Here is a 24,227-nt window from a genome sequence, read left to right as displayed (position 1 = left end):
ACCAGAACCCAAACCCGACCTTTTATATGGAGGTTGATATGGCTGACTTAGAACTCAAGAATCTTAAGGACGTAACCATAAAGAATATTGACCATAACAAGGTGCTGAACCTGACTGAGCTGGTGGTTTACCAGGAAGGGCAGGTGGTCAGCAGAACCCTTTCACAGGTCAAGCAGATTTCTCTAACCCTGTTTGCTTTTGATGCCGGGGAAGGAATCAGCACCCACAGCGCACCGGGCGATGCCATGGTGCAGGTGCTGGACGGAGTCGCCGAAGTGACTATCGGCAGCGAAGTCTTCAACGTGGCGGCAGGTGAATCAATCGTCATGCCCGCAAATATTCCCCACGGCCTTGAGGCGCGGGAACGGTTCAAGATGCTGCTGACTTTGATTAAGCTGTAGTATGTGATACAGGTTTTAGACTAGTTTAAACAAAAAAACTCTTGGCGATTCGCCAAGAGTTTTTTTGTTTATATGAGATTTAATGATTTTAGCCGAACTCTTGCCGCGGCACTTGATACCCCAAAGTAGTCAGCAAGATCTTCATGGTTATATTGCAATTCTTTTGCTTTCTGCCCAAATTCCTGTTTAGGCATTAAAAGTTCTGCTGCGAACCAATTGGCTTCCCACTCAAGACGATCACTGCCACCTCTGTTGCAGGATATTGTTTCGCAGGTTCCAGTAACTCGATCTTTTAGGTGTAGAAAGTAGTGTCCTAATTCGTGGGCAATAGTGAAATTATCTCTGACAACTGAAGTTCCATGAGGAAGGAAAATAGTGAATTTTCCATTTTCAGCTTCAATTGATTCTGTTCGTGTCGTATTTTCTAAAAATAAGACTTTTCCATTCAGTCTTTCTATCATTTTGGCCAACTTTTTTGATGTTGGCATATCAGATTGAAAGAATTCATTTCTAATTTTTAAAGCTATATTTTCTATTTCAACCTTTGGTTTTTCCGTAGGCTGTGGAGGTGTGCAAGAGTGCATTTTTTATCTCCATTCTATTTGGTTTTTTGAAAGAATTTTTACATCTTTCTCTATCACATAGAATAAACAACCCTGTTAAAAAAGCAACAATTTTATGTTTAAGAGTGTCTTTTGTTGTTGCTAAATAATTGTCCTTGACTACATGTGTTTGAATAATTCAATGTGACTCGGTCTAATAATGAATTTTTTACAGAAAATTTTGCCAAGGAGTTTGGGCTTGAGTTTGATTTTTTACGAGAGGATTCTGGTGAGATAGCAGTTGAAAAAGGAAGCGAACAATTTCTATATGAAAGTATTCATAAAGTTTTTGATAGTTATACAAATTATGAATTTCATGTGTATTTTAAACATCTATATCAAATTTTAAAATATGTAAGTCGCTGTCCGTGTTCGAGTCCCAATGATTACGTGGCAATATTAAGGGCACAGCTAACAAGTTATGAGTATGGTGTACTGTACTATCACGCCTTATCCGGTAATGATTATCTTGAGGGGGCAGTCGAAACAAAATTTCAGCAATTGATACAGAAAACATCTTTTTTCCATTCAATGGATTATAATTTTATCTTTGATGACTGCAAAGCTGGGCAGTATAATTTATCTGCTTTTGGTGAGAGAAGGAGTCCGTACTCTTCATAGTTTAATGAAATTGTTTGTTGTTCAAAAGAGAGGCCCAAGCTAGGGCCTTTTCTTTACACATTCACACCCTTCATACCTTCATCAGTATAGCGGTTTCCTTGCACTTTGTTAGCCGCGAGGATCTTTTCAATAGCAGCAAGATCGTCTTTATCTAAATCTATCTGCGCTGCACCGATGTTGGAATCAAGATTTTTGATTTTTGTGGTTCCGGGAATGGGAATGATGTTCTCTCCCTGTGCGCAAACCCAGGCCAGTGAAAGCTGAGCCAGTGTGCAGCCTTTGTTCTCGGCGATGCGGTTGAGGGTTTCGGCGATTGATTTGTTGCTGTTATATGCTTCTCCCTGAAAACGGGGCAGTATGTTCCTGAAATCGGTTTTGTCTTCTGACGGGGTCCAGTTGCTGAGCAATCCCCGGCAGATGGGGCTGTAAGGCACAAAGCTGATTCCAAGTTCGCGGGTCAGTCCCAGTATTTCTTCTTCCGGGTCACGGGTAAGCATGGAATATTCTGATTGCAGGGCGGAAAGCGGGTGCACCGCGTGCGCGCGGCTTAGGGTTTCTGCGGAAGCTTCCGATATGCCGATGGACCTGATTTTACCTTCCTCCACAAGCCTAGACATTTCTCCGATGGTCTCTTCAATAGGCGTATTCATATCAACGCGGTGGATATAATAGAGATCGATGTAATCAGTTTTCAGACGGCGCAAACTTTCGTGGCAGGCCTTGCGCACATACTCAGGTTTGCCGCTGATCGCCCGGGCATATTCGCCATCTTCGCGTACAATGCCGAATTTTGTGGCGATTACCGCTTCTTCCCGGCGTCCATTTATGGCTTTTGCCAGCAGTTTTTCGTTATGTCCCCCGCCGTACATGTCTGCGGTATCAAAGAAATTAACACCTTGATCAAGAGCATGGTGGATAAGTTTGCAGCCTTGCTTTTCTGATGCTGGTTCTCCGTAAAATTCACTCAAACCCATGCAGCCGAGACCGATAGATGAAATCTTGATGTCGCTGTTGCCCAGTTTTTTTAAGATGATTTTTCCAGACATAGTTATCTCCGGTTATTTTGTGTTGGTGGATGAGCGTATAAATATTGGCGGGTGATAAATATGTCGAATATATCTTTTTGATTAGAGTAATATCTGTTAGATATTACTCATGGAGACACGACAACTGAAATATTTTCTGGCTGTGGCTGAAGAGTTGCATTTCGGACGAGCTGCTAAACGGCTTCATATCTCACAACCGCCGCTTAGCCAGCAGATAATGAAATTTGAGGATGAGCTTGGAGTGAAGCTCTTTCAGCGCAATAAGCGTTCAGTTTTCCTGACCGCAGCCGGAAAATCATTGTTGCGCGATGCGCGGGCCATCCTGCGTTCAATTGAACGGGCCGAGGCTAAGCTGTTGGATGCCGCTTCCGGGCAGGGTGGTCAGTTGTCTCTTGGGTATATCGGTCCGGCACTTGAGACTTCGCTGGCAGAAATTATTCGAGAGTACAAGGCCAGTTATCCTGCTGTTCGTTTAAATCTGCGGGAAATGTTTACCAACGACCAGCTCAAGGCTGTGCGTGATGGCGAGATTGACGCTGGGGTAGTCCGGCTGTTTCGGCATGATGTTTCAGATCTAGAGTGTGAATTATTTCATCGTGAATCATATGCTCTGGTCCTGCCGACGGGGCATCATTTATCTGAAATGGAAAGCGTGGATGTTTCTGATTTGTCCGGAGAGCCGCTTATATTTTTCCCCCGCGCAGAGCAGCCTCGGCTATATGATGAGTGGATGAGGGTTTTTGCTGAGGCAGGGTTTGTGCCTGATGTGGTGCAGGAAGCTGCCCGTAAAAGTGCGACTGTTTCTCTTGTTGCCGCCGGTATGGGAGTTGGGATTGTCCCGGAAAGTATGGCCAACCGAAGGCCGCAGGGGGTAGTTTTTAAAAGTTTGACCGGGGATTTTCCGTCCATTGAATTACATTTAATTTACATGCCCAAGGATGGTTTTCCAGCAGTCTGTAATTTTATTAATGCTGTGCGTGAAAGTGGGACAAATGAGATTCATAAAAATTGAGAGTGATATTTGGATTCAGGCTTTGCGCAGTTCTTTCAGGAGAGATAATCTGAACTCAAATGTAAGCCAAAGGAGGTTTTTATGTCTCTGGGAAGAATAGCCATTTTTGCAGCTGGAGCCACTGCCGGGGTTCTGGCCAGTTATGCCGTTAAATCAGAAAAAGTTCGTCCTGTCGCAGTCTGTACTGTTAAAGCCGGACTGAAGGCCAAGGATTGGACTGTTAAGCAATACGAAACCATTAGGGAAGATGTGAAATCTCTGGCTGAACAGGCCCGTGAAAAAGGCAGCTCCCTTGTTTCCAAAGAAACCAAAGAAGCTGCGAAGGAAACAGCATGACCACATTAGCCAGACTCGCGCTCTTCGGAGCTATCGGCACACTTCTGTTCCTGCCTCTCATTGCTAAGCGTAAACATTGTCACCGCCACGGCAGCCCCGTCCTTGTGCGTAGCGCAGGGGGAAGTGGCAAAGGCCGCAAGTAGCTTTCGGGCCTAATGTACTTATTAACTTAAAGACCTGTTCTTCGTTGAGAACAGGTCTTTTTTGGTTTTATTTTCCCATGCTGGAGCGGATCATGTTCGCTACCCTGCGTTTAAGCTCCCGGACCGGAATAATGTAGGTGATGTGGCAGTTAAGGCAGGCCGGATCAGTGATGTTTCCGGTGATAAGTTGTTTGCGCAGGTCTGTATAGTCCGCGCTGTGCATGGCTTTTCTGATTGATGTTTCATCGTCTACTCGACCCATGACCTGCCCTCGGATGCAGCAGGAATGTAAATCACCGTTGGGCATTACGTAAGCTGAGTTCCATGGAAACAAGCAGGCCCGTGTCTCACCGGGGCCGGGAACGGCTTTTTTTTGTTGATACATGCGGCCTTCTCCCTGAATATTATTCATTTTTTCACAGAGTCTGACCGGGGTTGCTGCTATATTGAGTTCTACACCGAATTCTTCCATAGCCCGGTCTTCAGCAAGCCTGCTCTGGACCATATCGTCCCATGCGGGAAGGACACTCATTCTTATATCATGTTTTTCAGCCAATTTGCGGGCTTTGTTAATTTGTTCAATAGCCGTGCGAAATTCGTTACCTTTGAGGTTGAAGATACTGTTTAACGGAAGTTGGCGGTCATCAAAATAAACCAGTTCGTTGCAACTTATTTGGGGGACATTGTTGGATGATGCAAGTGCAACCAAGTCCGGCAGTTGTGAGGCAATCCGGTCAGAGAGGGTGCAGGCCCATTGGAAAATGGGGGCCGGTCGGTCATCGGCAATGGCTGTTGCACGGATTTTGTGCATGTTGTGCAGCATTCTCGCAAGATTTGCCGGGGGGCGGATTGCTTTCAACATTTCACTGTCCGAGGAGTCAATGCTAAGTTGCAGATGCTGGAACCTGCTCAGTACCCGGCAGTCCTCAGTGCTTAACTTCATATTGAAATTTGAGCAGATATTTAGGCTTACTTCCTCGTTGAGTAATTCCTCGCATATCCGGAGCCAGTTCTTGCTGATCAATGTTTCCCCGTAAAATCCAATGGTGGATTGGATCACATCATTTTCTTTGATGTAATCCAGAATGCGGCGCAGTAGTTTGTCATCCATTTCACTGCCCTTATCTTCATTCCAGTGTTGGGGACAGTAGACGCAGCTGAGATTACATTTCGATGTGGGCTGGAAGCAGACGGAATCAATGGTCAGCGGCGGAAAGTGCAGGTCGTAATCAGCCAGAACTTCGGGGAAAAAATGTTCATCTTCATTGTTACCTGCATTTTTAATTTCCGTTACCAGTTCAGCAGCTTCGAGTGAAAAATTTTCCCATAATGGACCTGATTTTCCATTGTGAAAGCGGATTTCGTGCTCAAAATATTGCCAATGGAATTCATCCGCATGGTCTTTCGCCCAAGCGGCGGTATAGCCGATATTGAAGGGGTCATTGAGTTCGATGGTCCGTACCTTTTTCCGGCTGAGGTCAAATCCGGTCATTTCATCAGAATCGCGGGTGATATATACCTCTTCGATGTTTTTGCAGATATTGCGCACGCAATCGTCATCAACAGTTCCGTGAAATACGCTTAGTTCTTCCGGGTGAACCATGAGCGGGTGCAGATGGAAATTTCGAGACAGAATTCCTTCGCCCGGAATTTCCCAAAGCAGCTGAGAGGGCCAGCCGTTGGTTTTTTCAGCTCCCATGATGGCATTACGGGTGTCGGGATGTAGATTCTTAATGACCAGATTTATAAGATCCCGGGCTTTGATAGGAGCTTCAATTGTATCTTCCGCAAAGAAACGTTCCTTCATCAGAGGCAGGAAATCTTCTTTAACCACCCGCATCGTTCCGATCATGATGGCCTTGTAGCCTTCTTTTGTGCGTTGGTACAGATTGCGGAAGGTGGAAGAAGAAAAAACACCGTCAGGGGCAAGGAATATGACCCGCGCTCCTTCCCAATGGGCTTTGTGGATGGCGTGTTTGTGGCCTTGCACCATATAGTGGTACTTTCCTGTGTTTTCGATGACATCAAGATCAACACAATAGATCCGTACATCCATTATTTTGTTAAGTTCAGCAAAGGCGGGGGAGTTTTTAATGACCTTGCTATCCTGTGGAGTCGTGTAAATTATGTATAAAGAGCGTGTTTCAGCATTGAGAGCTTCGATATTTCCGGGGCCGAGCTGAGTAGGTAGGATATAGTTAGCGAATAAGTCGGTGAATTCTTCACCAAAAACTACGATGATGGAGTGGAAGAAAATTTGGTCTCTAGTCCGTTGAACGCTGTTGTCCACAAATTCTTCACAGGGAAAAGCTTCCATGTCGGCAGCGTTGTAAGCGTGTTGCAGGTATTTTTTTTTGATCTTTTCATCATTGGGGGCGAGCTGAAGGGCATGGGTGATCAATTCCCCTGCCTGATGATGCCTCTCTTGCTGATCGAAAAGTTCAGCAATTTGTAATGATGTGTCGAGATCAGGCTCGGCGATATCCATATATTTTTCAAAGTAGTTAACTGCGATTTCGGGGCGGTCGCATTTTAGAGCCAGCTCTGCAATCAGTTTAATCGCTAGCGTATTTTGGCTTTCATTTTTGAGCACCCTTTTAAGCGCTATTTCTGCTTCGATGTAGTCTTTATCAGCCAGATGTTTGGCTGCCTGATCCAGAAGTATGTCAGTGCTCATCTATGTCTCCGTGTGCGGGTTGTCGGTATCTTTATCAGTCCGGAATAATAAAATTTATATGGGGATAGCAATTATTCAACCGCCGGACAATGCGTGTGCCCAGTTCTTTGTTGAAGCCCATGATTACTGCTGCACCCTGTGGAATATTGTCTGGTGTGATTATGGGCAGGTCCATATGGGTTTGTCCTTGTTTGCTCGAATCTTCATCAACAAAAAAGGAAGCCTCATCAAGGGATGCAGCCAGCCAAGTGCCGGCTACGGCTGTACCGAAGATTCCAACTTTTTGTTTTGCGCAGAGTTGTTTTGCCTTGCGGCGCAGTTGATTTAGCCAGCCTAGAGAATTGTTCATACTTTGCAGATTATTTTCAACCCGGATCGGGGGCTGATGAGTTAATCCCTTGCGGGCAGTAAAGCCGATTTCTTTAGCCAGCCACTGGTCGGTTCTTCCGGTAATCTTCAGTCCGGCCTGTGTTGCCAGAAATTCGAGAGTACCGGGGGTGAAGTGAGAGCAATGATCACAGACCATGAGATCAAAGGGATTGTTTTCAAAAGATGAAGTGTGGATCATGAGCTGTCCGTCTTCCCGCAACAAGCCAATCAGTTGCTTGAGTACGCTAACCGGATTAGTAAGATGTTCAATTACATAAGTCATGGTGATCAGGTCGAACTTGCGGTCAATCTTATCCAGTGCTCCAGAGTAAAAGGCTTCTACTCCGGGCAGGTGCAGGATCTCTTCCCTTTGTGCGGACTGCTCATGTCCGCTGAGTTTCCATTTGGGACGGCGTAGATGAAATTGTTGCAATAGGCTTCCGTTGCCGCAACCCACATCAAGCATTTGCCCTTTTTCAGGTAGGGAAAGCGCAGCGATGAGCTTGTCCAGCAGGACTCCACTACGGGGAGTGCCCGTCCCGTTATTATCAAAAATAAGCGGCTCGCTGCCCGCACTCAAGGGATACATTTCATAGCCGGAGTATATTTCGTTGATGTCTGCGAACCACTTTGCGGAAAGTTTTTTCTGAGCCAGCCCGCACTCTTTGCAGAGCATGAATTCACCGCTGCGGTCCCATGGTTTGCAATCTGAAGTTATGCCGGGGAATCCTTTGAATTGCTCAAAGCTATACAGCTTGCTGCTTCCGCAAAGCAGGCAGCGGGGTTGCAGCAGCTTTGCGATAACCTGCTCAGGGGCGGGAAATTTGAACTGGATCAATTTTTCTGTTGCGCTGGTTTCAAGCCCGCAATGAACCGGGCAGTAATCTAAAAAATCGTTGCAGCTGGCAGGCTTGATCAGATTGCTGTCAAAGCCGGATCGCTTACAAACCATGTGGGCAAATTCAAGATAGCTGATTTCTTGCGGCCCGGAACAATGGAAGACTCCACCGTTTCCGTATTCCATTATTCGGCAGCAGGCTAGGGCTGCATCTTCAAACAGGACCGGGGCGATACTTCGGTCATTAAACGGTGTGATGGTTTTCCCTGTTGCAAGATCGTTCAGCCAACTGGAAATGAGTGGAGTGTCACGTTCCAGAAGCTTTGTCAGTCGTACTATAGCTGTCTGTTCGGGATATTTTAGCAGGAAATTTTCAACTTCATTTTTCTGGCGGCCATATTCTGTGGACGGGCTGGTGGGCGTTTCAGGTGTGGGAAAAGTAGTTTTGCCATCAAAAACAGCAGTGCTGGAGGGAAAAAGTATTTTCGCGCCCCGTTCCAGAAGATTGCGGCAAAGTTTAAGGGTTTGCTCAACGTTAACTATACGGGACTCAGGGCTTTCTGCGCATTCTTTATATCCTGAAATCCCGGCAGCTATAACCGCCCAGTCTGTTTTTGGTAAAAAAGTGAACTCTTGTTCATTTTTTAAGTCAAAATGAATGAGTTGTTTGTTCTTGCGCGAAGTTTGAAATAGTTCATGCTCGGATTTTTGGGTATGTCGGGCAATTGAATTTCCAAGTGCACCGTCCCCGATTACCAGAATTTTCATGCTGTCCCCTTTTCTTTAAACAAAAGGCAGGTGGTCGGGGTTGGCGTTCAGGTAATCGTGGATGAGCATGTTCTTACCGTTGGAAATGCAGTGATGATTACAATGCTTGGACGGGTTGATCTTGAAGAATTTATCCCGGTTGTTATACCAGAAGTCCTTGAAGCGTATATCCTTGATGGAACCGAGTACTCCGCAATCAAGGTTATAGGCTTTGTCCTGACAGGTATAGACTCGCTGGTCCGCTCCGATAATGGGCAGAATTTGTTGGTATGGACACCACTGGTAGTTCTTGTCGAATTTTTCGTCCAGTTCGTGATAGGCATCAAAAACTTCGAATCCCTCTGATTGTAGTTCTTCTTTTGCTCGCTGGGTCTGTTCTTTGATTTTTCCAAAGACAGGCGCGTGATAGCGGTTGTTTTCGTGACCGTCATTGCTGACCACACAGCCGGAAAATTTTATGCTGTCAACTCCAGAATCTTTAAGTTTTTGGGCCATTTCAAAGACGTGCTCGGCATTATCTCGGTTGATGAGGTAGCTGACGCCCAGAAAGCATTTACCGTTCAGCTTCTTGAAATTTTTTATGTTGGTCATGATTTTGGAGAATTCATAGTCAGCAACTGAGCGGAAGCGTGAATAACTGGGACCGTCCCAGCCGTCCATGGAAATTCTGATCCAAGTGCCCAAGGAAGAAAACACATCTGCAACTTCACCGTCCAGCAAGCCGCCGTTGGTCAGGGTGGCGATGCTGACCCCGCCTTCAGCTAGATTGATGGCGGTGGTTGCCAACTGTGGGTAGCAGAGCGGTTCCCCGCCGCCGCTGAAAGTTACAGCTTTGACGCCCATATCAATACAGTCGGCAACAATTTCTTTCATCTTGCTTGCAGGGATGCGGTCGGCAATGGACATGTCTTGCCCCAATTGCAGGGCCGGGTTGCGGTAGGCGCAGTAAGAGCAGCTGTGGTTGCACGCATTGGTGGGCTTGATGCGAATGTGGATCGGTGCTTCAGTGCGTTCCGATTCCGGGGGCAGTGAATCAAGTTTGTGCTGGTAATGGAAAATTTTCAGATTGGTGTAGAACTGCATTATGTTCCCCGTTTATTCAAAGTAGATGAATTCATAGTCACCGGAATAATTGAATTCCGTGAAAAGCCATTCCCACTCTTTTTTACTGAAAAAAGATTCACAGGTTAGGGCCCAGCATTGGAGATTAAACAATTCCTGTTCATTGCGGAAGCTTTCAACACAAAGATATTTATTTCGACCCACCCTTTCCATTTCGACCAGGGCTTTTTTGAAATTGAAGACGGGCAGATTGTGCAGGGAATTGACGGAAATAACCAGATCGAACTCCTTGTCAGCGTATGGAAACGGTTCTTCGGCCTTGTGTCTGAACAGTTTGTCGCGGATTTCGTCTTTTGCTCCTTCAAGCCCGTGGTGGGAAATATCAAAGCCGTGCACTTCCATGCCCAGTTTATGCAATTCATAGAGCAGGAATGCTTTGCCGCAGCCCACATCTAGAATGCGTGCACCCTTATGCAGTCCGTAGGTCTCGATCAGTTTCTCAGCCACCGGGGTCCAGTAGCCTGCAAGGTAACGGTAGCCTCCGTATCCGTAGCGACGGTCTCCGTCCCAGTAGTCGAATTCGTATTCCTTGGCCTTGAGCATGCACTCTACTTTATCATCCACCATGCGCGGCAGGTATTCGCGTTTGGTGGATGTGTGTAGCGGAGTGATTAGTTTTAGTAGATTTGCCATAAGTTGTATGCTGCGCTGCGCGCTTTTGGGGTGTAAAATTTTGCTTCCGGAGGCCAGAGAATTTTTTAATAGGGTTTTGCCGCTGTATATAAAAAAACGTCTAAGCTAGCAGTTTTTCGGCTTCACTAACAATATTTTCCGCGGTCAGGCCGTTGTGGGCGAAGTGCTCCAGCTGCGATCCGTAATTTTCGCTGAAGGAGTCCGGTGAACAGAGCCGTTTTATGCGCAGCGGGTTTGGCAGGCAGGCATCAGTCAGGATTTCTGCCACCGCGCTGCCCGCCAAGCAGCCCGTCAAAGGAGCAGAAACTGAACAGCTCTTCTTCGCGGATGAATTTTTTCCCGCCAGCATGCAAAGGGCCAGACAGCCGTGGCCTTTGCTGAGAATGAAGCTGTCTCGTACCACTGATTGCGGATCTGCGGAATCATACTTAAGAACCGAATCATAGAGAACACGCAACATTTCCACCAAGGACATGGACGGACCCACGTGACCGCGTCCCGCATGGTGGAGCACATCCACGATGTTTTTTCTGAGCTGTTTAGAGTGTTGGTCCAAGATTTTTCTCCAGTGTATTAATTACGCAAATTCAGTGCGGTTAGTATCTTCTGGTCTTTATTAAGGAAATTTTCAGCCTTATCAAGCTGATCAGCCCGTAAATCATTGCGGTCGGAGATATCCCCGGCAGCAAACTCCCGTCGCTGGAGATGCTGGTTCAAAAATTCGTTAAGCAGGATCATACACCACTTCAAGCGAAACAGGGGCAGGTATGTTTTGAAGCGGACAATGAATTGTTTATCGTTTTTAAAAATATTTTCCATGCCGGAAAAGAAAAGTACCATCTGGCTTTCGCTCAAATTCATTGCCGGGTGTAGCAGAAAATCCGAGGTCGATTTTACAGGATCATCCCAGCCGAAATATTCAAAGTCCACAAAAGTGAAGCTTGTGTCACTTTTTATCATGTTGTGAAATCCAAAGTCGGAAGGGCTGAGCGTCTTATAATGTTGTTGGAGCGGTTTGGTCCATAAGCAGCCGGGGAACTTTTGTTCTGCTTTGATGATACTCTTTTTAAATCTGGGTGTGAATTCGTTCACCAGAAATGAATGCATGAGTTGATATAGTTCATCTTGCGCGGGCAGTTTGCGCAGTTTATCAAACCGCAGTTTGATGTTTTCCACTAATTCAGCAGGGGAGAAGCACGCTTCGGCAGCGCGGGGTAAAACTGCGGCATTGTCTTGAGTAGAAAAATCTTTGAGTTTGGCGAGAAATGCAAGGATGGCACGAATGTTTTCGTCTGTTGCTTTTTTCTCTGGAGTTCCATGTATAAATGAATAGACAGTTCCTTGAACCGTTTCATCAAAGCCAAGCGGGCGGGGAATATTTCTAAGTCCGGATTCATTAATGAATTGTAAAGCAGTCCATTCCTGTTCTAATCTGCTATGTCCGTCCGCTGTAGGCTGGAGGTAAAATTTAGCCAGCAGGGTTCGGCCGGATTCGCAATCCACCCGAAAGACCCGGCTGTTACGTCCGGCACAGATGCGTTTAGCATTAACCGGAATTTCCCCGGTCAAATTACGGACAAGTCTTTTGGGATCAGAATCGACCATATTTAATCCCCTCAAAAACAAATTTACTTATCTTCGCAAAATCGGGCAACAAGGTTATGCCGGGCAGGTCGAGATTCGATTCTGACGAGAAGAGAATTTTGGAGGTCTGGGCCGGGAAGTCTGGTTCAAGGAAAAGCTCCTTGAGATCATCGATGAACAGGGAGCATTTGTGCTCGCGAATGGTTTCTATTTTCTCCGCCCTAGTAGATAAAAAAAAGACATCCTTCTCAGTCAATCCCAAGCCGGATTCAGCGAAAAAATCATGCTGGCGCAAAAACTCCATTGCCGCCGCACGCAGGTCAACTTTGCAGTCTCCGTAGTTAGGATAACGGGTCTTGTGACTGATGATTTTAAATTTTATCCCGCGTTCTTTTAAGCCAATCAAAAAATTCCATACCCCGTTCATGAGTTCCGCCCGCTCCATATGAGTTCCGTAAATGGCGATCTGTAGTTTTTGCCATTCAAATTCGCTGTGCTTTGAACGTACCTCATCCCGGATAATTCTTTTGATTTTGGGTGTTTCACCGGAAATTAGGCCGCGTTCAAGAGCAATCCCATGCAAGGTATTGTCATAGCAGATGATAGTATTATCAAGGTCGATTCCAATATTCATAACCTAACCTTCCTAATAGGGATTCCAAAGGGACTTGGTTTCTTTGGTCGCCAGATGCGAAATCATAGAACAAATACGCGAAGTACATTAACTTTTTGCCTTAAATAAAACTAACATGATCGTCTGGATTTTGAAGCTTCCAGAGATAAATGTTGGTTTTGTTCATGCGGCAGTTGTCACAATTCCGGGAATACGTTCCCGGAAAATTTCAAGGTTCAGATATTTGGGCACGTAATTCATGAAATTGTAGCTACAAAAACGGAAGCGATGGTTACAGGCCCATCTGGGGCAGACCTCCATGTGCAGGGGGGAGATATTTTTCCCCTCCAGCCATTCTGCAACCCGGCGCGGGTGCAGCTTGTGGAAATCAAAGCGCAGATTGTCGTTCATAATTTATCCTTCTGTCGGGGGCACGGAAACGGAATCCATCCAGTAGTGGAGAATGCAGGCGTGTCCGGTTTCAGCGGCAAAGCAGCAGGCGTTCAGCATATTGGGTGAGTTGCCGGAACTGCTGATGGCCACCAGCATATCATTGGAAGTCAGTCTGCGTTTGAGGGGTTCAACAAAGGCCTGATCGTAGGAAATATCGTTGGCAAGGGCGGTAATAAGTGCCAGATCAGTGAATACCTGCGTGTGAACATGGGCATTTTTTGCAAGGTCGGCGGAAAAGTGGCTGGCCATGGACGCGCTGGCCCCGTTGCCGATCAGGTAAATAATTTTGCCTTGTTCGCGTAGTTTTTCGGTCATTGTTTTCCAGACCGTGAAAGCCTGATCACAACCGTCCGGGCAGCATCCGGGAGTTCTGTTGGCCCCGCTTACTTCAATGGAATTGAGGCAATTCTGTAATCTTTGTGTGTGTTTATTCCACAAAATATTTCCCGGTGCTTAAAGTTTTTCGGCTGCGGTCCAGAGCTGGGGGATGGTCTGCTGATGGAATCCGCGCACATAGTAGCTCTTGCCACCGTCTGCCACAGTGCGGACCAGCATGGTTTTCCAAGGGCGGAAATAATACTGGGCATCGTTCTTAGGGGCTTCGGTTCCTACTTTATCGGGCAGATCATGCAAGTCGCATACTAACGTTGTGAAATTGCGAATTGTTTTTGTGGGGTTGGAACTTGCTGCCGCATTACGGACCATGGCTAGGGCTTTGAGGTAGATTTCTGGGGCCATGATGGCACTTCCGAAATTCATGATTACCCCGTGTTCAAGCTGTTCCAGCTGGGCAGCAAAGATCAGGAAATCACGGTAGCTGGCTTCGCCGATGGCTGCCCCGTCACAATTGGGATGCTCGTGGATGATGTCGTAGCCTATCCCCGCATGAACCGTAACCGGGATGCCAAGCTCGTAAGCCTTGGCAAAGAGGCTTATTTCAGAGTGGGGGAGATTCTTTTCGTAGATGTATTTGCCAACAGCTTCACCGAAACCAAGCCCCTGCGCATTGCCTTGGGAAATAATGTCGTTGAGAAGCCCGGTTTCATTCCAGAGACCGAACTGTCCGTTTGAAATGTAGGTGGCAACGCATTCCGTGGTCTGTCCGAGCAGGGCGAATTCAAAGTCATGGATGGCACAGGCCCCGTTTACCGCAATGCAATTGATCATTCCTTTTTCCATGAGGTCAAAAATATAACGTTGCATGCCGGAGCGGATTACATGGGCACCGATCATAAGAATGCGTGAGCTGCTTTTATCCCGTGCAATTGCAAGCTCTTCTGCAACAGCTTTAAGGGAAGGATGAACTTCTGTGCAAGGTTTGGGGGCTTCGATAAGCCCGGTATCAATCAGACTTTTGCGTTCTGACAGAGGAAGCACTTTAAGTCTGTTGCGGTCGAATTGGTGGTATTTGCTGCTCATTTTATTTCATGGTCGCGGTTATGTATTTGCGCATGGATTGCTTGTCTATGGCCCGGTCATTGCCCATGATCTGCACTGCCAGCGATCCGGCAATATTGCCTAAGAATCCGACCAGCTCTTCATGCAAGCCCATGCAGGCGGACATGGATGCAATGGAAAAGAGTGCGTCCCCGGCTCCGACCCGGTCCACCACATTGGACTGGAAGGAGGGGATACGCACAAATTCGCTGGTCGGATTGTAAAGGGAACAACCCCGGCTGCCCTGTGTGACCAGAGAAATCTTTGTGTTCAGCTGCTCACTGGTTTCAATGAGCAGGGGGCGCAGCTCATTGAGCTGGTCGCGGGTTTCAAGACGCAGTTCATGTTCTGCCAGCGAGAAAAAGTCCATCTGCGGATATTTGCCGATGGTGTTGAAACCCCGGTTCCCGGCATTTGCCTGCGTATTCACCGCAAGATAGGGGGATTTTTTCGCAAGTAGTTCGACAACCGCAGGGCTGATCAAGCCGTGCCCGAAGTCCGCAGCCAGCACGAGATCATAATTGGAAATTATTTTATCCAGCTCAGCGCATATTTCCTGCTCAACATTATCCGGCAGGGGACTATCATCCATGACATAAATTTCCATGACCTTGTTCAGGGAATAGCTGTCAATGAACCTGCGCTTGAGGGTGGTCGGCCCGTTTGGCCGGGTGAAAAAGCAGGGGCTGATTTTGGAGTCCAGTTTTTCGCGGATGAAATCTTCGTAACGGTCATTTGCGCCAAGCATGGTTAGCAGGCTAACTTCCCCGGCAAAGTTGGCTACGTGATTGGCTACTGCCAGGGCGCCCCCGGCATAAAGCTCATGGGACTGGTATTTGAGGGCTAGAATGGGGTCCTTGGAAGATTTCCCCAGCGTGGAAGCAATCTGGTATTCATCAAGGATAGTATCCCCGATAACCAGAACCTTGAGGTCATGCATACGTTCCAGATGGTCCAGCAGGTCCTCAAGCTGGTAACGGTTGCGGAACATCTTCAGGTATTCGTTCAGCTCTTCATTGTTGCGGTTCAGATAGCGGTTGATCAGGTTTGAGGAGCTGTAGACAATGTCCGAGGTAAAGACCAGCTCGGCACCGATTTCGCGGACCACGTCTGCTTCTTTACCGATTTTTCCCAGCGGGTCGTTATCGATATTTTTGAATTCATCGCCCTTGGCATAAACGTGCGGGCGGATGGCGCGTAGTGTTTCTTCAGCAGTGGGCCATTCATTGATAGCTACGTAATCGGTCTCTCCAAGAGATGCGAGGGCTTCGGCGCGCAAGATTTCAGTGAAAGCCGGCCGGTCCGGTCCTTTGTCCACAAAGTGGTCCGGGGTCAGGGTGACGATTAGTACATCGCCATGTTCCTTGGCCTGATTGAAATAGCGGATATGTCCGATATGCAGCAGGTCGAATACGCCGTGGCAGAGTACTACCCGTTTGCCGCTCTCGCGCAGCTCTTTGGATATTTCTGCAAGCTCTGAAATAGTTTTTATTTTACTGTCCGCACTGGCCATTTATTCTGCTTTCCATGTCTTTCTGATTGATTTCAGGGGGCGCAGCCCGTCCGCAGGGTCGGCCCGCCATTCCCGGTCTGGCAATTCTATTTCAACTGGAATTTTGATTCCGTCTCCATCCGCAGCCAGGCTCTCGTGAACGCTTCTGATCATCTTTTCAACCTGATCCGGCAGCCAGCAATGCCCGAATTTGTATTCTGCCCCGGTTTCGTCAAGATCGAGGTGTAGTTCAATTACCTGAGCGTCATACTTATGGATTGCCCGCTGGATGACGGCTTTGCTTACTGTATGGTCAGACCAGCCTATTTTGCAATTGAATTTATCTTTCATGGTCTGCATGGCCGCGAGATTGGCCTGCTCCACCGGGGCGGGGTAGCCGGATACGCAGTGCAGCAGGGTAAGATCAACGCAGCCTGAATATTGTAGTGTTTTAACTGCCGTGCCGATTTCGTCCATATCAGCCATCCCGGTGGAAAGAATAACAGGCTTGGAGCTTACAGCACATTTTTCTAGCAGGTCGGTCCAGAGCAGTTCGTAAGAGGCAATTTTAAAAAAGTTCACATGGGGAGTCAGAATTTTGACAGCATCAATATAGAACGGTGTGCAGGAAAATAGAATTCTCCGCTTCCGGCAACGCTCTGCAATGAGCGGGACAAAGGACTCCGGTAGTTCCCAGCGTTTCCTGTCACGGTGTTCTTTACTTTGCGCGAGAATTTCCGGGGCGAAAAGTTCATCAATTTTGAACAGCTGGAATTTTACCGCACCACAGCCGATGCGCGCGGCGGTGTCGATGAGTTCATAGCAGCGGTCAAGGTTGCTGCCGTGGTTGCTGGACACTTCGGCTATGAAGAGGGGGAGGGTGTGCATGAATGCTATTGTTTAGTTATTACTGAGTATTGTCAATGATCGCCTCAGTTAAAAAGTTGCCGTTCAATTTCAAGGCAGATTGCATGATAGATGGGGAGGTGCAGTTCTTGAATAATATACGTTTCTTGTTCAGGTACTATTATGTTCTCATCACAAATATCTGCTAATTTTCCCCCGTTTCGTCCAGAGAGCAATATTGTTTTAACGCCTTTGGCTTTTGCTGCAATCGCAGCATAGACAATATTTGGGGAATTGCCGGATGTGCTTATGGCCAGCAGGCAGTCTCCTTCATTTGCAAGATTATATACCTGTTGGGCGAAGATACAATATGGTTCGCAATCGTTTAAGTAGGCAGTGGAGAGTGAAGGCATGCCGGTTAGAGGGATAGCACGAATTCCTTTTTGCAGGTTGGACGCCAGTGTTGCTCCTTCAGGTCCCAGAGACTTAAGTTTTTTCAGTTCGTTCTTGGGTAATGGCCTTTCACGAACAAAGGATTTCATCAACTCTCCTGCAATATGTTCAGCATCAGCCGCTGAACCGCCATTGCCGCATGTGAAAATTGTGTTTCCTTTCTTCGCGCATTCAACGAGGATATTTGTTGCCTCTTCAATTGAAGTGCTGATGCTAGACAAGACGGGAAATCTTTTAATTAATTTTTGAATTTCGATCATGGTGGGAACTCCATTTCTAGATAAATCTTTTTTGATTTGGCTACGTCTATCCGATTATCAATAATTATTGCAAGGAAGTCAGTTCCTTGTTTGACCGGGATGGGCAAATGCTGCTGTTTTCCGTGTATCGTCGTGTTAGCATACCTGCTCTTAAAATATTAGCTGGTGTGCGTTAAATCATAACTTTGTTCCACAATTGAAGTTCAGTGGGGAATTCCTATTCCCCACTGAAAATCTCTTCCAATACTTCCCGCCATCTTTCAGCATGGCGTTCACGTGAGAAATGTTCCCGGTAGCGTATTTCAGCTTTTGCGGCCATTTCTTCGCGTTCAGCTTTGTTTTTTCCCAGTCGGATAATGTGTTTTGCAAGGTCCTGCGGCTGGTCCAGTGAGAACATAAGACCGGTTTCCCCGTGGATGATCATTTCCGGTATGCCGTATACATCGGAAGCCACACAGGTCCTGCCTAGGGCCATGGCTTCCATGATAGAAAGGGGCAGGGCTTCCTCGCGTGAGGGGAGTACCAGCAGGTCGCTGGCGTAAATGTAATCAAGAGCGTTGTCTTTGGCTCCTACGAAATGAACCCGGTCAGAATAGGGCTGGTTCTTGCTCATTTCCACAATATCCACCCCACCGCGGTCAGGCAATACCGGGCCGACGAATATGAGCCGCGCATTGGGGATTTCGGTAAGAATTTCATTCATCTGGCTTAAGAGGATGTCTTGCCCTTTACGGTGCTGCACGCTGGCAAGGCAGAGAATCATGAATTCCTGTTCAGGTACCCCCAGTTCCCGGCGGATTTCTTGGGCAGGACGGGAACTTACTTCGGCAGCTTCATCCTCACGGATGCAGTTAGCAATGCTGAACCATTGCTTATCACGTTGTTCGGGAAGGCTTTTCCATTCTTCGGCAACTGTGCGCGAAACGCTGATGTTGTATGTGTACTGCTCCAGATTTTTGAGCATTACAGGAAGGGATCCGTCATCAGTGATCTCTCCTGAAAAGTGGTACGGCGAGTTGTGGTGCATATATAAAAGTGGACAATCAAAGTTCAGTCCCAATCCGGTCAGGAAATCATGAGGTTCAGTCCGGACTCCTTCAATTATAATCAGGTCCGGATTTTCTTCCGGTAAGCGGCAGGGGAGCCATTCTCCGGTAAAGTCCTTTTGGTTGCTTATGCCGAGATGATTTTGCGGTTCAGTCCTGACTGTTGCTATAAAATCCGGCCATGAAGCATCCTCCCTTTCGCGCGGGACATGGTACTGGCGGGAAAATTCGGCAATTCCTGCGGGAAGGGCAATTGTCAGCGGGGTGACCATAGTCACTTTGCAGAGGTCATCATTGGCAAGGATGCTACCCAGAGTCATGAATTTTGCCTGCGATACTCCGTTGATTCCTCCGCCTATGTAGCCAAAGGCATTTGTTACATACCAGATATGTTTAACTTCTTTTTTTGATTCAGCAGAATCCGGCAGTGGAACTGATGGGAGTTTGATGCCTGCTTCTGCGGCCTGTTTTCTCGTACGTTCTGCGGCTCGGTAAAGTTTTCCCGCGATTTGGAATTCGAATTTTTTCATCCATGCCAACCGATAATCCGGGGCCAGCAGGGTGGCTCCTTCAAGAAAGCCGAGAGCTCTGTCTTCGTTTCCGGGTTGGTCGGCCTGACCGCACAGGCTGTGCGCCATTCGCTCAAGAATGTGTTTTTCCCAATTCCAGAGGGAGAGGTAAAGCGATCCGACACTGTAGCAGGTGGAGAAATCATTGTTTTTGATGAGCGAGTCCATGAAGAGGAGAACGCTGTTTCTTTCCAGTGGATAAAGCGAAAGCAGAACAGCTGCAACGTCAATGGCTTCTATGTTCTGATTAGCGGTATTGAGTTTTGTAACCCTTGTGGAGATTTGCTTGTGGAGTGCCGCGAATTTTTCCTGCTCCCCGTTTCCGGCATCTGATTTCAGGAAATGTTTTTTCATGCGAGGATCAATCTGAGCCAGTAATCCCAGAATATGCTTTTTCAGGTTCTCAAGCTGTTGCTCGACTTCGCGGTCGGCAACCTGTTCTGCGCCACCTTGACTGGGGAGTTTGAAATCCCCTCTGACCAGTTGCGGCGGAATCCAGTTGGACCAGTGCATTTCCTTTTCGAAATTTTTCAGTCGTGAAGCATCGTAAATGTCCGGGTGGAGGCGTACAATCTGCTCTTTGATCTCCGCGTCTTTCTGGCGGGAGTTGGTGATCATGGAGTCGGCTTTGCGGCGATAGAAAAAGAGCGGCTCATCAATTTGAGTTCCGATCCATCCGTTTTTAGTGGCTCGAATCCATAACTCCCAATCTTCGTAGCCGCGGGTCATTCTTTCATCGTATCCGCCAAGTTCCTTCCACATGGATTTGCGGAAAAGGGTGCTGCATGTTTGCTGGTTGGTGGCAAAGAAATTGGCCGGAACAAGTTCGTTCTTGGGCCAGATCAGATTGGAATGTCCGAAGAAAAGGGCTTTTGTGCTTACGTAGCCCAGCTCCGGGTGTGCTTCGAGGACAGGGACAGTCTTGCTGAGGAAAGTGGGGGCGATTAGATCGTCCGCATCAATGGGCAGGATGTATTTGCCTTTGGCGACAGTGCAGCCCCTGTTTCTGGACCTGACCAGACCGCTGTTTTCCTGATTTATGTGCCGGATGCGGTGGGTGGGGAATTCTTCTTCAAGTGCAGTGGCAACCTCGTCTGTGTTGTCCGTGCTGCCATCGTTGATGATGATAATTTCAAAGGAATTAAAATCCTGCCTCAGTAGGCTGAGTATACATTCACGCAGATATTCTGCGTGGTTGTAGCAAGGGACTATGAAGGAGACCAGAGGATTTCCTTCCGCCTGTACCTTTAATTCTCCATCCGCAAGTTGGGATTGCATCACCCAGGAGGCCAGTGTTTCGGATTCTCCTTCGTTTTTAAGGAAATCCAGTACAGCCTTATAAAGATTTTTTGGTCGTTTACCTGTTTTGGCAATCTGATTTACTGCTGTCTCAAGTTTAAATTTGGTGGAATTCTCTTCGTTCATGCCCGGCTTGGCAGTGTTTTTTTGCGGGCTTGTTTTTGCGGTCGATTTGTCCTGCTTAGCCGACAGGGCAAGGGCGGCCATATCAGCGATTGTTTTCATTTTTGATTTCCAGTCGAGGCGGTTCAGGGCGTATTCGCGGACCTGCAAACGCACTTCCGGACGGGTTCTGCTTTTTTTTGCGAACCCGTAAAGTCCGGCCAGATCAATGGGGGTCTCATCGTCCGGAAAAGTATGACAAAATTCCATATTCGGGCTGAGATCGGTATCCTCACCGGCAAATGCCAGCGGCAAGCCCCGCAATACGAATTCGCGGTGCTTAAGTGCCGATGTCTGTGAAAGTGATTTTCGCAGCGGGGCAAGTACCCCTATTCCGATACTGCATAGGTCGGCTATGGGGCCAATTTTATCCGCCAGCAGATATCCGTGATATACGAATGATTTTTCCAGTCCGTATTTTGCTATTAGTTCCTTGCCCTGCTCCAATGCCGGGCCGTATCCCACGAGGTGGAATTTGAATTTGGCACATATTTCCGGGGCGGCAATGCACCCTGCAATAAGCCTATCCAGTCCATGCCAGAACTGAAAATCAGCCACAAGCAGGGCGTGTATTTTGCCTGTCTGGGATGGTGCCTTGGAGATTGGCAGCAATGTCGTATCGATACCGTTGCCCATTGTGCGGTAGTGTTTGTCTTTTGCAACCCTCCTGCGTTCATAGCAGGTGATTTCATCTGTTACCCCAACTCCGCCAAGTCCGCGCTGCATGCAAGTCGCTCCAAAGGCCAGCTCATTGTAAAAAAGGTTGGGATTGGATTTTTCCAGCTCTTCGATTTCAAAGGTCTGGTGTTCGAAAATGATGTCTGGGAAATGGCGGGTCAGGTATTCCAGATGGGCGTCGGCAACCGGGTAGCGCATATAAATAATATCCGGGGAAAGCCGCTTCAGTACTTCCACGGCGATGAGACCTTTCTGCGCAGGGCCGTCCTGATAGTCCCGCAGGTCAATAAAGTCGAAGTCGTAACCTGAAGTATCAACATCATCCTTCCCGTTGCCTATGACAATGCAGTGGGAGTTGGGATGGTTTGCTTTGAGGCCTTTAAACTGTCCGTGGACTTTTTTAAAGATTTGCGGGTAGGTGGCATTGATGAAAGCGAGAAAGATGAGCCGGAAATCTTTACGAAGAGCGGGGTATTTATTCTTGTTTGCGGATTTGTATATGTGCAGCAGTTTCCTGTTTTTAAAATCGGAAATTATACGAAAGCTGTCGAGAGATGAGTTTTCGATAATCAGTTTTGCAAAATCCTCAGCCTGTCTCTGCACTGGAGTTAAAGTAAACAGCTCTTCGGTGTTAACTTTGGGCAGCAGTTTTTTCAGTTTTGAATTGTCTTCTTTGGATTCCATGAGGGAAGGCAGAGAATCTAGTGCTATGACGGTGTCGAATTTTTGTTGGTCACTGAAATAATCTAGAAGATCGTGTTCGGATATTTTAAAATTAGATTCGGTGGCCTTGCGTAGCCTGCCTATGAAATTATGATCGTCTGTTTTGCCTCTCAGGGCAACGCAATCTCTGCCTAACGGCTCTAAAATAGTGGAAAGGTATCCCCAGCTTGAGTCTGTCTCCAGAATGCTTTTCCCTTTGGGGAGCATGTGGTCGATTATCAGGGATGATAATCCCATGTTGTCAGCCGGGGTGTGAATAAAGTCAGGATGGTCAATGGGAAAACCAGTTTTTCCGCTGTTGCTCCGAGCAAAGTTATTGATCTCTCCTTGAAGTTTTTCCCACTCTTCGTGGCGGGCGACGATTTTTACCGGAATGGAATCAATTTTAAGTAGTTTGGCATAGCTTAACTTGTGTTCCCCGCTACTCAGGAGCAGTTTGCCTTCCCGGTCAATAGCGATACAGATACAATCGTCAGTTCCTATCTGTCGAAAACCGAATTCTTTTGTTTCATGGAAAGCTCTTTCCTGATCAGCACAATGTTCAAGTAGCTGAGCAATGTCAGTACAGCCCTGACTTATTTTCCCGGATTTGATTTCTTTGAAGCAATGTTGAAAATATTCAGTCTTCTCCCATTCAACTCCTGCTGTCCGCTGCTTAAGGGACTTATAGAATGCAGAGTTTTTTTCAAAGGGCAGAGTTTCTTTATCCCAGTTTCCGGTAAGGGTATTGGCATTGCCGTCTGCAACGTTCAATTCTTCCCTTAGGCAGAGATTTATTTTTTCAGGAGAAGCCCAGTAGATCATTTGATTGAACCCGATATATTTTAGACGGTTGATAGGGAATTCATAAGACAAATAATATTTGCATATGTTGGGCCGGGATGTCCAATGTTTAAGCTTGTCCGGATAACAATGCTACGTTTCTCCGACACGTTGAAGGAGGCTGATGATGACGTTTGGTGGCGGGTGTGCTAAATCGCTGGAAGAAAGAAGTTTTAGCGAGGTTTATGGGTGATGATTGATCTTATTGGTAGTCCTGTTCTTGCCGTCTTATTCGCAGCTGTCTGTCCTACTCTGTTTTTGACCTCTGTGAATACAGAGCAGTTCAATGTTCGTCAGATTAGGAGTTCGTTGATTCTGGTCTGCTGCGTCGGAGCTGTTTTGGGGGGGCTGGCGGTTTTTTTTGCTGGGCTGGCCCCGATAGCCGTGCCTGTTAAAAGGGTAATCGTCAGTTTGTTCGCGCTGGCACTCTTTTGGATCATGTCTGAAAAAAGTATATCTGAATTGATTCAGGGCAGGATGAAGGCATATATAATTATTTTTTCCACATGCATTTTCTTTTTATTATCCTACTTTTTTTCTCTTGCACCTTTGAACCTCTTTTTCGCTTTTCTGACTGGAATTTCTGCATTTGATTTGTTTAAAAATTTGAAAAATCAAAAAGAACATACCCCGAATTTTGTCCGAACAGCCGAGCCGGAAGTCAAATTCAAACATACTCCAAATATTTATATTCTTCTTCTTGAGTCATTTCATTCCAGTAAGGCTCTGAAAAGTATATATTCTATTGATAATGACGATTTGTTAAAGAGCATAAAAGACAAAGAGTTCACCGTTTATGATCGAACCTATTCCAACTTGTCTTCAACTGTTGAGAGTCTTTCATGCATGTTATGGCCAGGCAGGGTTTATGAAATAGCCGATACTCCCATCCATAATGTACCGAAAACGTCAAAGAGACTTAATATTTTCAAGGACAACGAGTATACTACTAATTTTTACTCCTCTCCGTACATGCTCTCCTTTTTTAAGGAAACTTTTGACAATGCTTTTTCCAGTTCATCGAATATGGACTTTTTTCTACACGCTAGGTTTGCGCCTCTTTTTGCCCAGTCTTCGTTGATCAGGAAAATTTTTTCCATGGATGATGTCTTCGAAGCGGAAAACGCAACTCCGCAGATTAAGGATCACCTGCGGCACAATATTAAGTCGAAGGAAAATGATCCTCAGCTGCATGTCTTTCATTTTGGAGCCAGACATACCC

22 protein-coding genes are annotated in these 24,227 nt (G+C 46.8%); 5 read left to right on the top strand and 17 right to left on the bottom strand.

The window, feature by feature from the left end; genetic code table 11:
• Window positions 1-38 precede the first annotated feature (38 nt).
• On the top strand, window positions 39-401 hold the full coding sequence (locus FMS18_RS11080) for a cupin domain-containing protein (protein WP_163294475.1): 363 nt from the start codon (window positions 39-41) through the stop codon (window positions 399-401).
• A 68-nt stretch (window positions 402-469) separates the two neighbouring features.
• On the opposite strand, the gene FMS18_RS11075 is transcribed toward FMS18_RS11080, so the two are convergent.
• Complete coding sequence (locus FMS18_RS11075) at window positions 470-985, bottom strand: ImmA/IrrE family metallo-endopeptidase (RefSeq protein ID WP_163294473.1); 516 nt, start codon at window positions 983-985, stop codon at window positions 470-472.
• 162 nt (window positions 986-1,147) lie between these two features.
• On the opposite strand from FMS18_RS11075, the gene FMS18_RS21060 reads away from it, so the two are divergent.
• The gene (locus tag FMS18_RS21060) at window positions 1,148-1,624 is read left to right on the top strand and encodes a putative phage abortive infection protein (protein WP_163294471.1); all 477 of its coding nucleotides are present in this window, start codon (window positions 1,148-1,150) and stop codon (window positions 1,622-1,624) included.
• Window positions 1,625-1,677: 53 nt separating this feature from the next.
• Here FMS18_RS21060 and FMS18_RS11065 read toward each other — a convergent pair whose 3' ends face one another.
• The gene (locus FMS18_RS11065) at window positions 1,678-2,670 is read right to left on the bottom strand and encodes an aldo/keto reductase (protein WP_163294469.1); all 993 of its coding nucleotides are present in this window, start codon (window positions 2,668-2,670) and stop codon (window positions 1,678-1,680) included.
• 109 nt (window positions 2,671-2,779) lie between these two features.
• Between FMS18_RS11065 and FMS18_RS11060 the strand changes: the two genes are divergently transcribed.
• From FMS18_RS11060 to FMS18_RS11050, 3 genes are all read left to right on the top strand, one after another.
• Window positions 2,780-3,682, top strand: a complete 903-nt coding sequence (locus FMS18_RS11060; protein ID WP_163294467.1) for a LysR family transcriptional regulator — start codon at window positions 2,780-2,782, stop codon at window positions 3,680-3,682.
• 81 nt (window positions 3,683-3,763) lie between these two features.
• A complete protein-coding gene (locus tag FMS18_RS11055; RefSeq protein ID WP_163294465.1) occupies window positions 3,764-4,018 on the top strand; it encodes a hypothetical protein in 255 nt (84 codons plus the stop codon).
• A complete protein-coding gene (locus FMS18_RS11050; RefSeq protein WP_163294463.1) occupies window positions 4,015-4,161 on the top strand; it encodes a hypothetical protein in 147 nt (48 codons plus the stop codon). Before FMS18_RS11055 ends, FMS18_RS11050 begins: the two co-directional genes overlap by 4 nt.
• A gap of 67 nt (window positions 4,162-4,228) precedes the next feature.
• Here the strand turns inward: FMS18_RS11050 and FMS18_RS11045 are convergent, their stop codons facing one another.
• The 15 genes from FMS18_RS11045 to FMS18_RS10970 all read right to left on the bottom strand — a co-directional run bounded on the left by FMS18_RS11045 (window position 4,229) and on the right by FMS18_RS10970 (window position 24,105).
• Window positions 4,229-6,838 (bottom strand): radical SAM/SPASM domain-containing protein, encoded by a 2,610-nt coding sequence (locus tag FMS18_RS11045; RefSeq protein WP_163294461.1) that lies wholly within the window; start codon window positions 6,836-6,838, stop codon window positions 4,229-4,231.
• Between the two features lie 34 nt (window positions 6,839-6,872).
• Window positions 6,873-8,813, bottom strand: a complete 1,941-nt coding sequence (locus tag FMS18_RS11040; protein WP_163294459.1) for a sugar nucleotide-binding protein — start codon at window positions 8,811-8,813, stop codon at window positions 6,873-6,875.
• 15 nt (window positions 8,814-8,828) lie between these two features.
• Window positions 8,829-9,896, bottom strand: a complete 1,068-nt coding sequence (locus FMS18_RS11035; protein WP_163294457.1) for a radical SAM protein — start codon at window positions 9,894-9,896, stop codon at window positions 8,829-8,831.
• A 12-nt stretch (window positions 9,897-9,908) separates the two neighbouring features.
• Window positions 9,909-10,568, bottom strand: coding sequence for a class I SAM-dependent methyltransferase (locus FMS18_RS11030; RefSeq protein ID WP_163294455.1), 660 nt, complete (start codon window positions 10,566-10,568; stop codon window positions 9,909-9,911).
• Window positions 10,569-10,668: 100 nt separating this feature from the next.
• Window positions 10,669-11,124, bottom strand: coding sequence for a hypothetical protein (locus FMS18_RS20680; RefSeq protein WP_239061020.1), 456 nt, complete (start codon window positions 11,122-11,124; stop codon window positions 10,669-10,671).
• Between the two features lie 17 nt (window positions 11,125-11,141).
• On the bottom strand, window positions 11,142-12,173 hold the full coding sequence (locus FMS18_RS11015; protein ID WP_163294453.1) for a phosphotransferase: 1,032 nt from the start codon (window positions 12,171-12,173) through the stop codon (window positions 11,142-11,144).
• Window positions 12,160-12,786, bottom strand: a complete 627-nt coding sequence (locus FMS18_RS11010; protein ID WP_163294451.1) for a hypothetical protein — start codon at window positions 12,784-12,786, stop codon at window positions 12,160-12,162. The genes FMS18_RS11015 and FMS18_RS11010 overlap by 14 nt, the downstream gene beginning before the upstream one ends.
• A gap of 162 nt (window positions 12,787-12,948) precedes the next feature.
• Window positions 12,949-13,176 carry a hypothetical protein gene (locus tag FMS18_RS11005; protein WP_203544607.1) on the bottom strand — a complete coding sequence of 76 codons (228 nt, stop codon included), beginning with the start codon at window positions 13,174-13,176 and terminating at the stop codon, window positions 12,949-12,951.
• Between the two features lie 3 nt (window positions 13,177-13,179).
• Window positions 13,180-13,656, bottom strand: coding sequence for an SIS domain-containing protein (locus FMS18_RS11000; protein WP_163294449.1), 477 nt, complete (start codon window positions 13,654-13,656; stop codon window positions 13,180-13,182).
• A 15-nt stretch (window positions 13,657-13,671) separates the two neighbouring features.
• Window positions 13,672-14,637 carry a hypothetical protein gene (locus FMS18_RS10995; RefSeq protein WP_163294447.1) on the bottom strand — a complete coding sequence of 322 codons (966 nt, stop codon included), beginning with the start codon at window positions 14,635-14,637 and terminating at the stop codon, window positions 13,672-13,674.
• Window position 14,638: 1 nt separating this feature from the next.
• Window positions 14,639-16,168, bottom strand: coding sequence for a PfkB family carbohydrate kinase (locus FMS18_RS10990; protein ID WP_163294445.1), 1,530 nt, complete (start codon window positions 16,166-16,168; stop codon window positions 14,639-14,641).
• Entirely contained in the window at window positions 16,169-17,035 is an 867-nt protein-coding gene (locus FMS18_RS10985) for an N-acetylneuraminate synthase family protein (RefSeq protein WP_163294443.1), read from the bottom strand. It lies immediately after the preceding gene.
• A 44-nt stretch (window positions 17,036-17,079) separates the two neighbouring features.
• Entirely contained in the window at window positions 17,080-17,706 is a 627-nt protein-coding gene (locus FMS18_RS10980) for an SIS domain-containing protein (protein ID WP_163294441.1), read from the bottom strand.
• A gap of 217 nt (window positions 17,707-17,923) precedes the next feature.
• The gene (locus tag FMS18_RS10975) at window positions 17,924-22,987 is read right to left on the bottom strand and encodes a glycosyltransferase (RefSeq protein ID WP_163294439.1); all 5,064 of its coding nucleotides are present in this window, start codon (window positions 22,985-22,987) and stop codon (window positions 17,924-17,926) included.
• Window positions 22,988-23,961: 974 nt separating this feature from the next.
• Window positions 23,962-24,105 (bottom strand): hypothetical protein, encoded by a 144-nt coding sequence (locus tag FMS18_RS10970; protein WP_163294437.1) that lies wholly within the window; start codon window positions 24,103-24,105, stop codon window positions 23,962-23,964.
• Window positions 24,106-24,227: the final 122 nt, after the last annotated feature.

Origin of the sequence: Desulfovibrio sp. JC022 (genome assembly GCF_010470665.1) — a bacterium.
Lineage (GTDB): Bacteria > Desulfobacterota > Desulfovibrionia > Desulfovibrionales > Desulfovibrionaceae > Maridesulfovibrio.
This window is presented reverse-complemented; position numbering and strand designations above follow the sequence as displayed.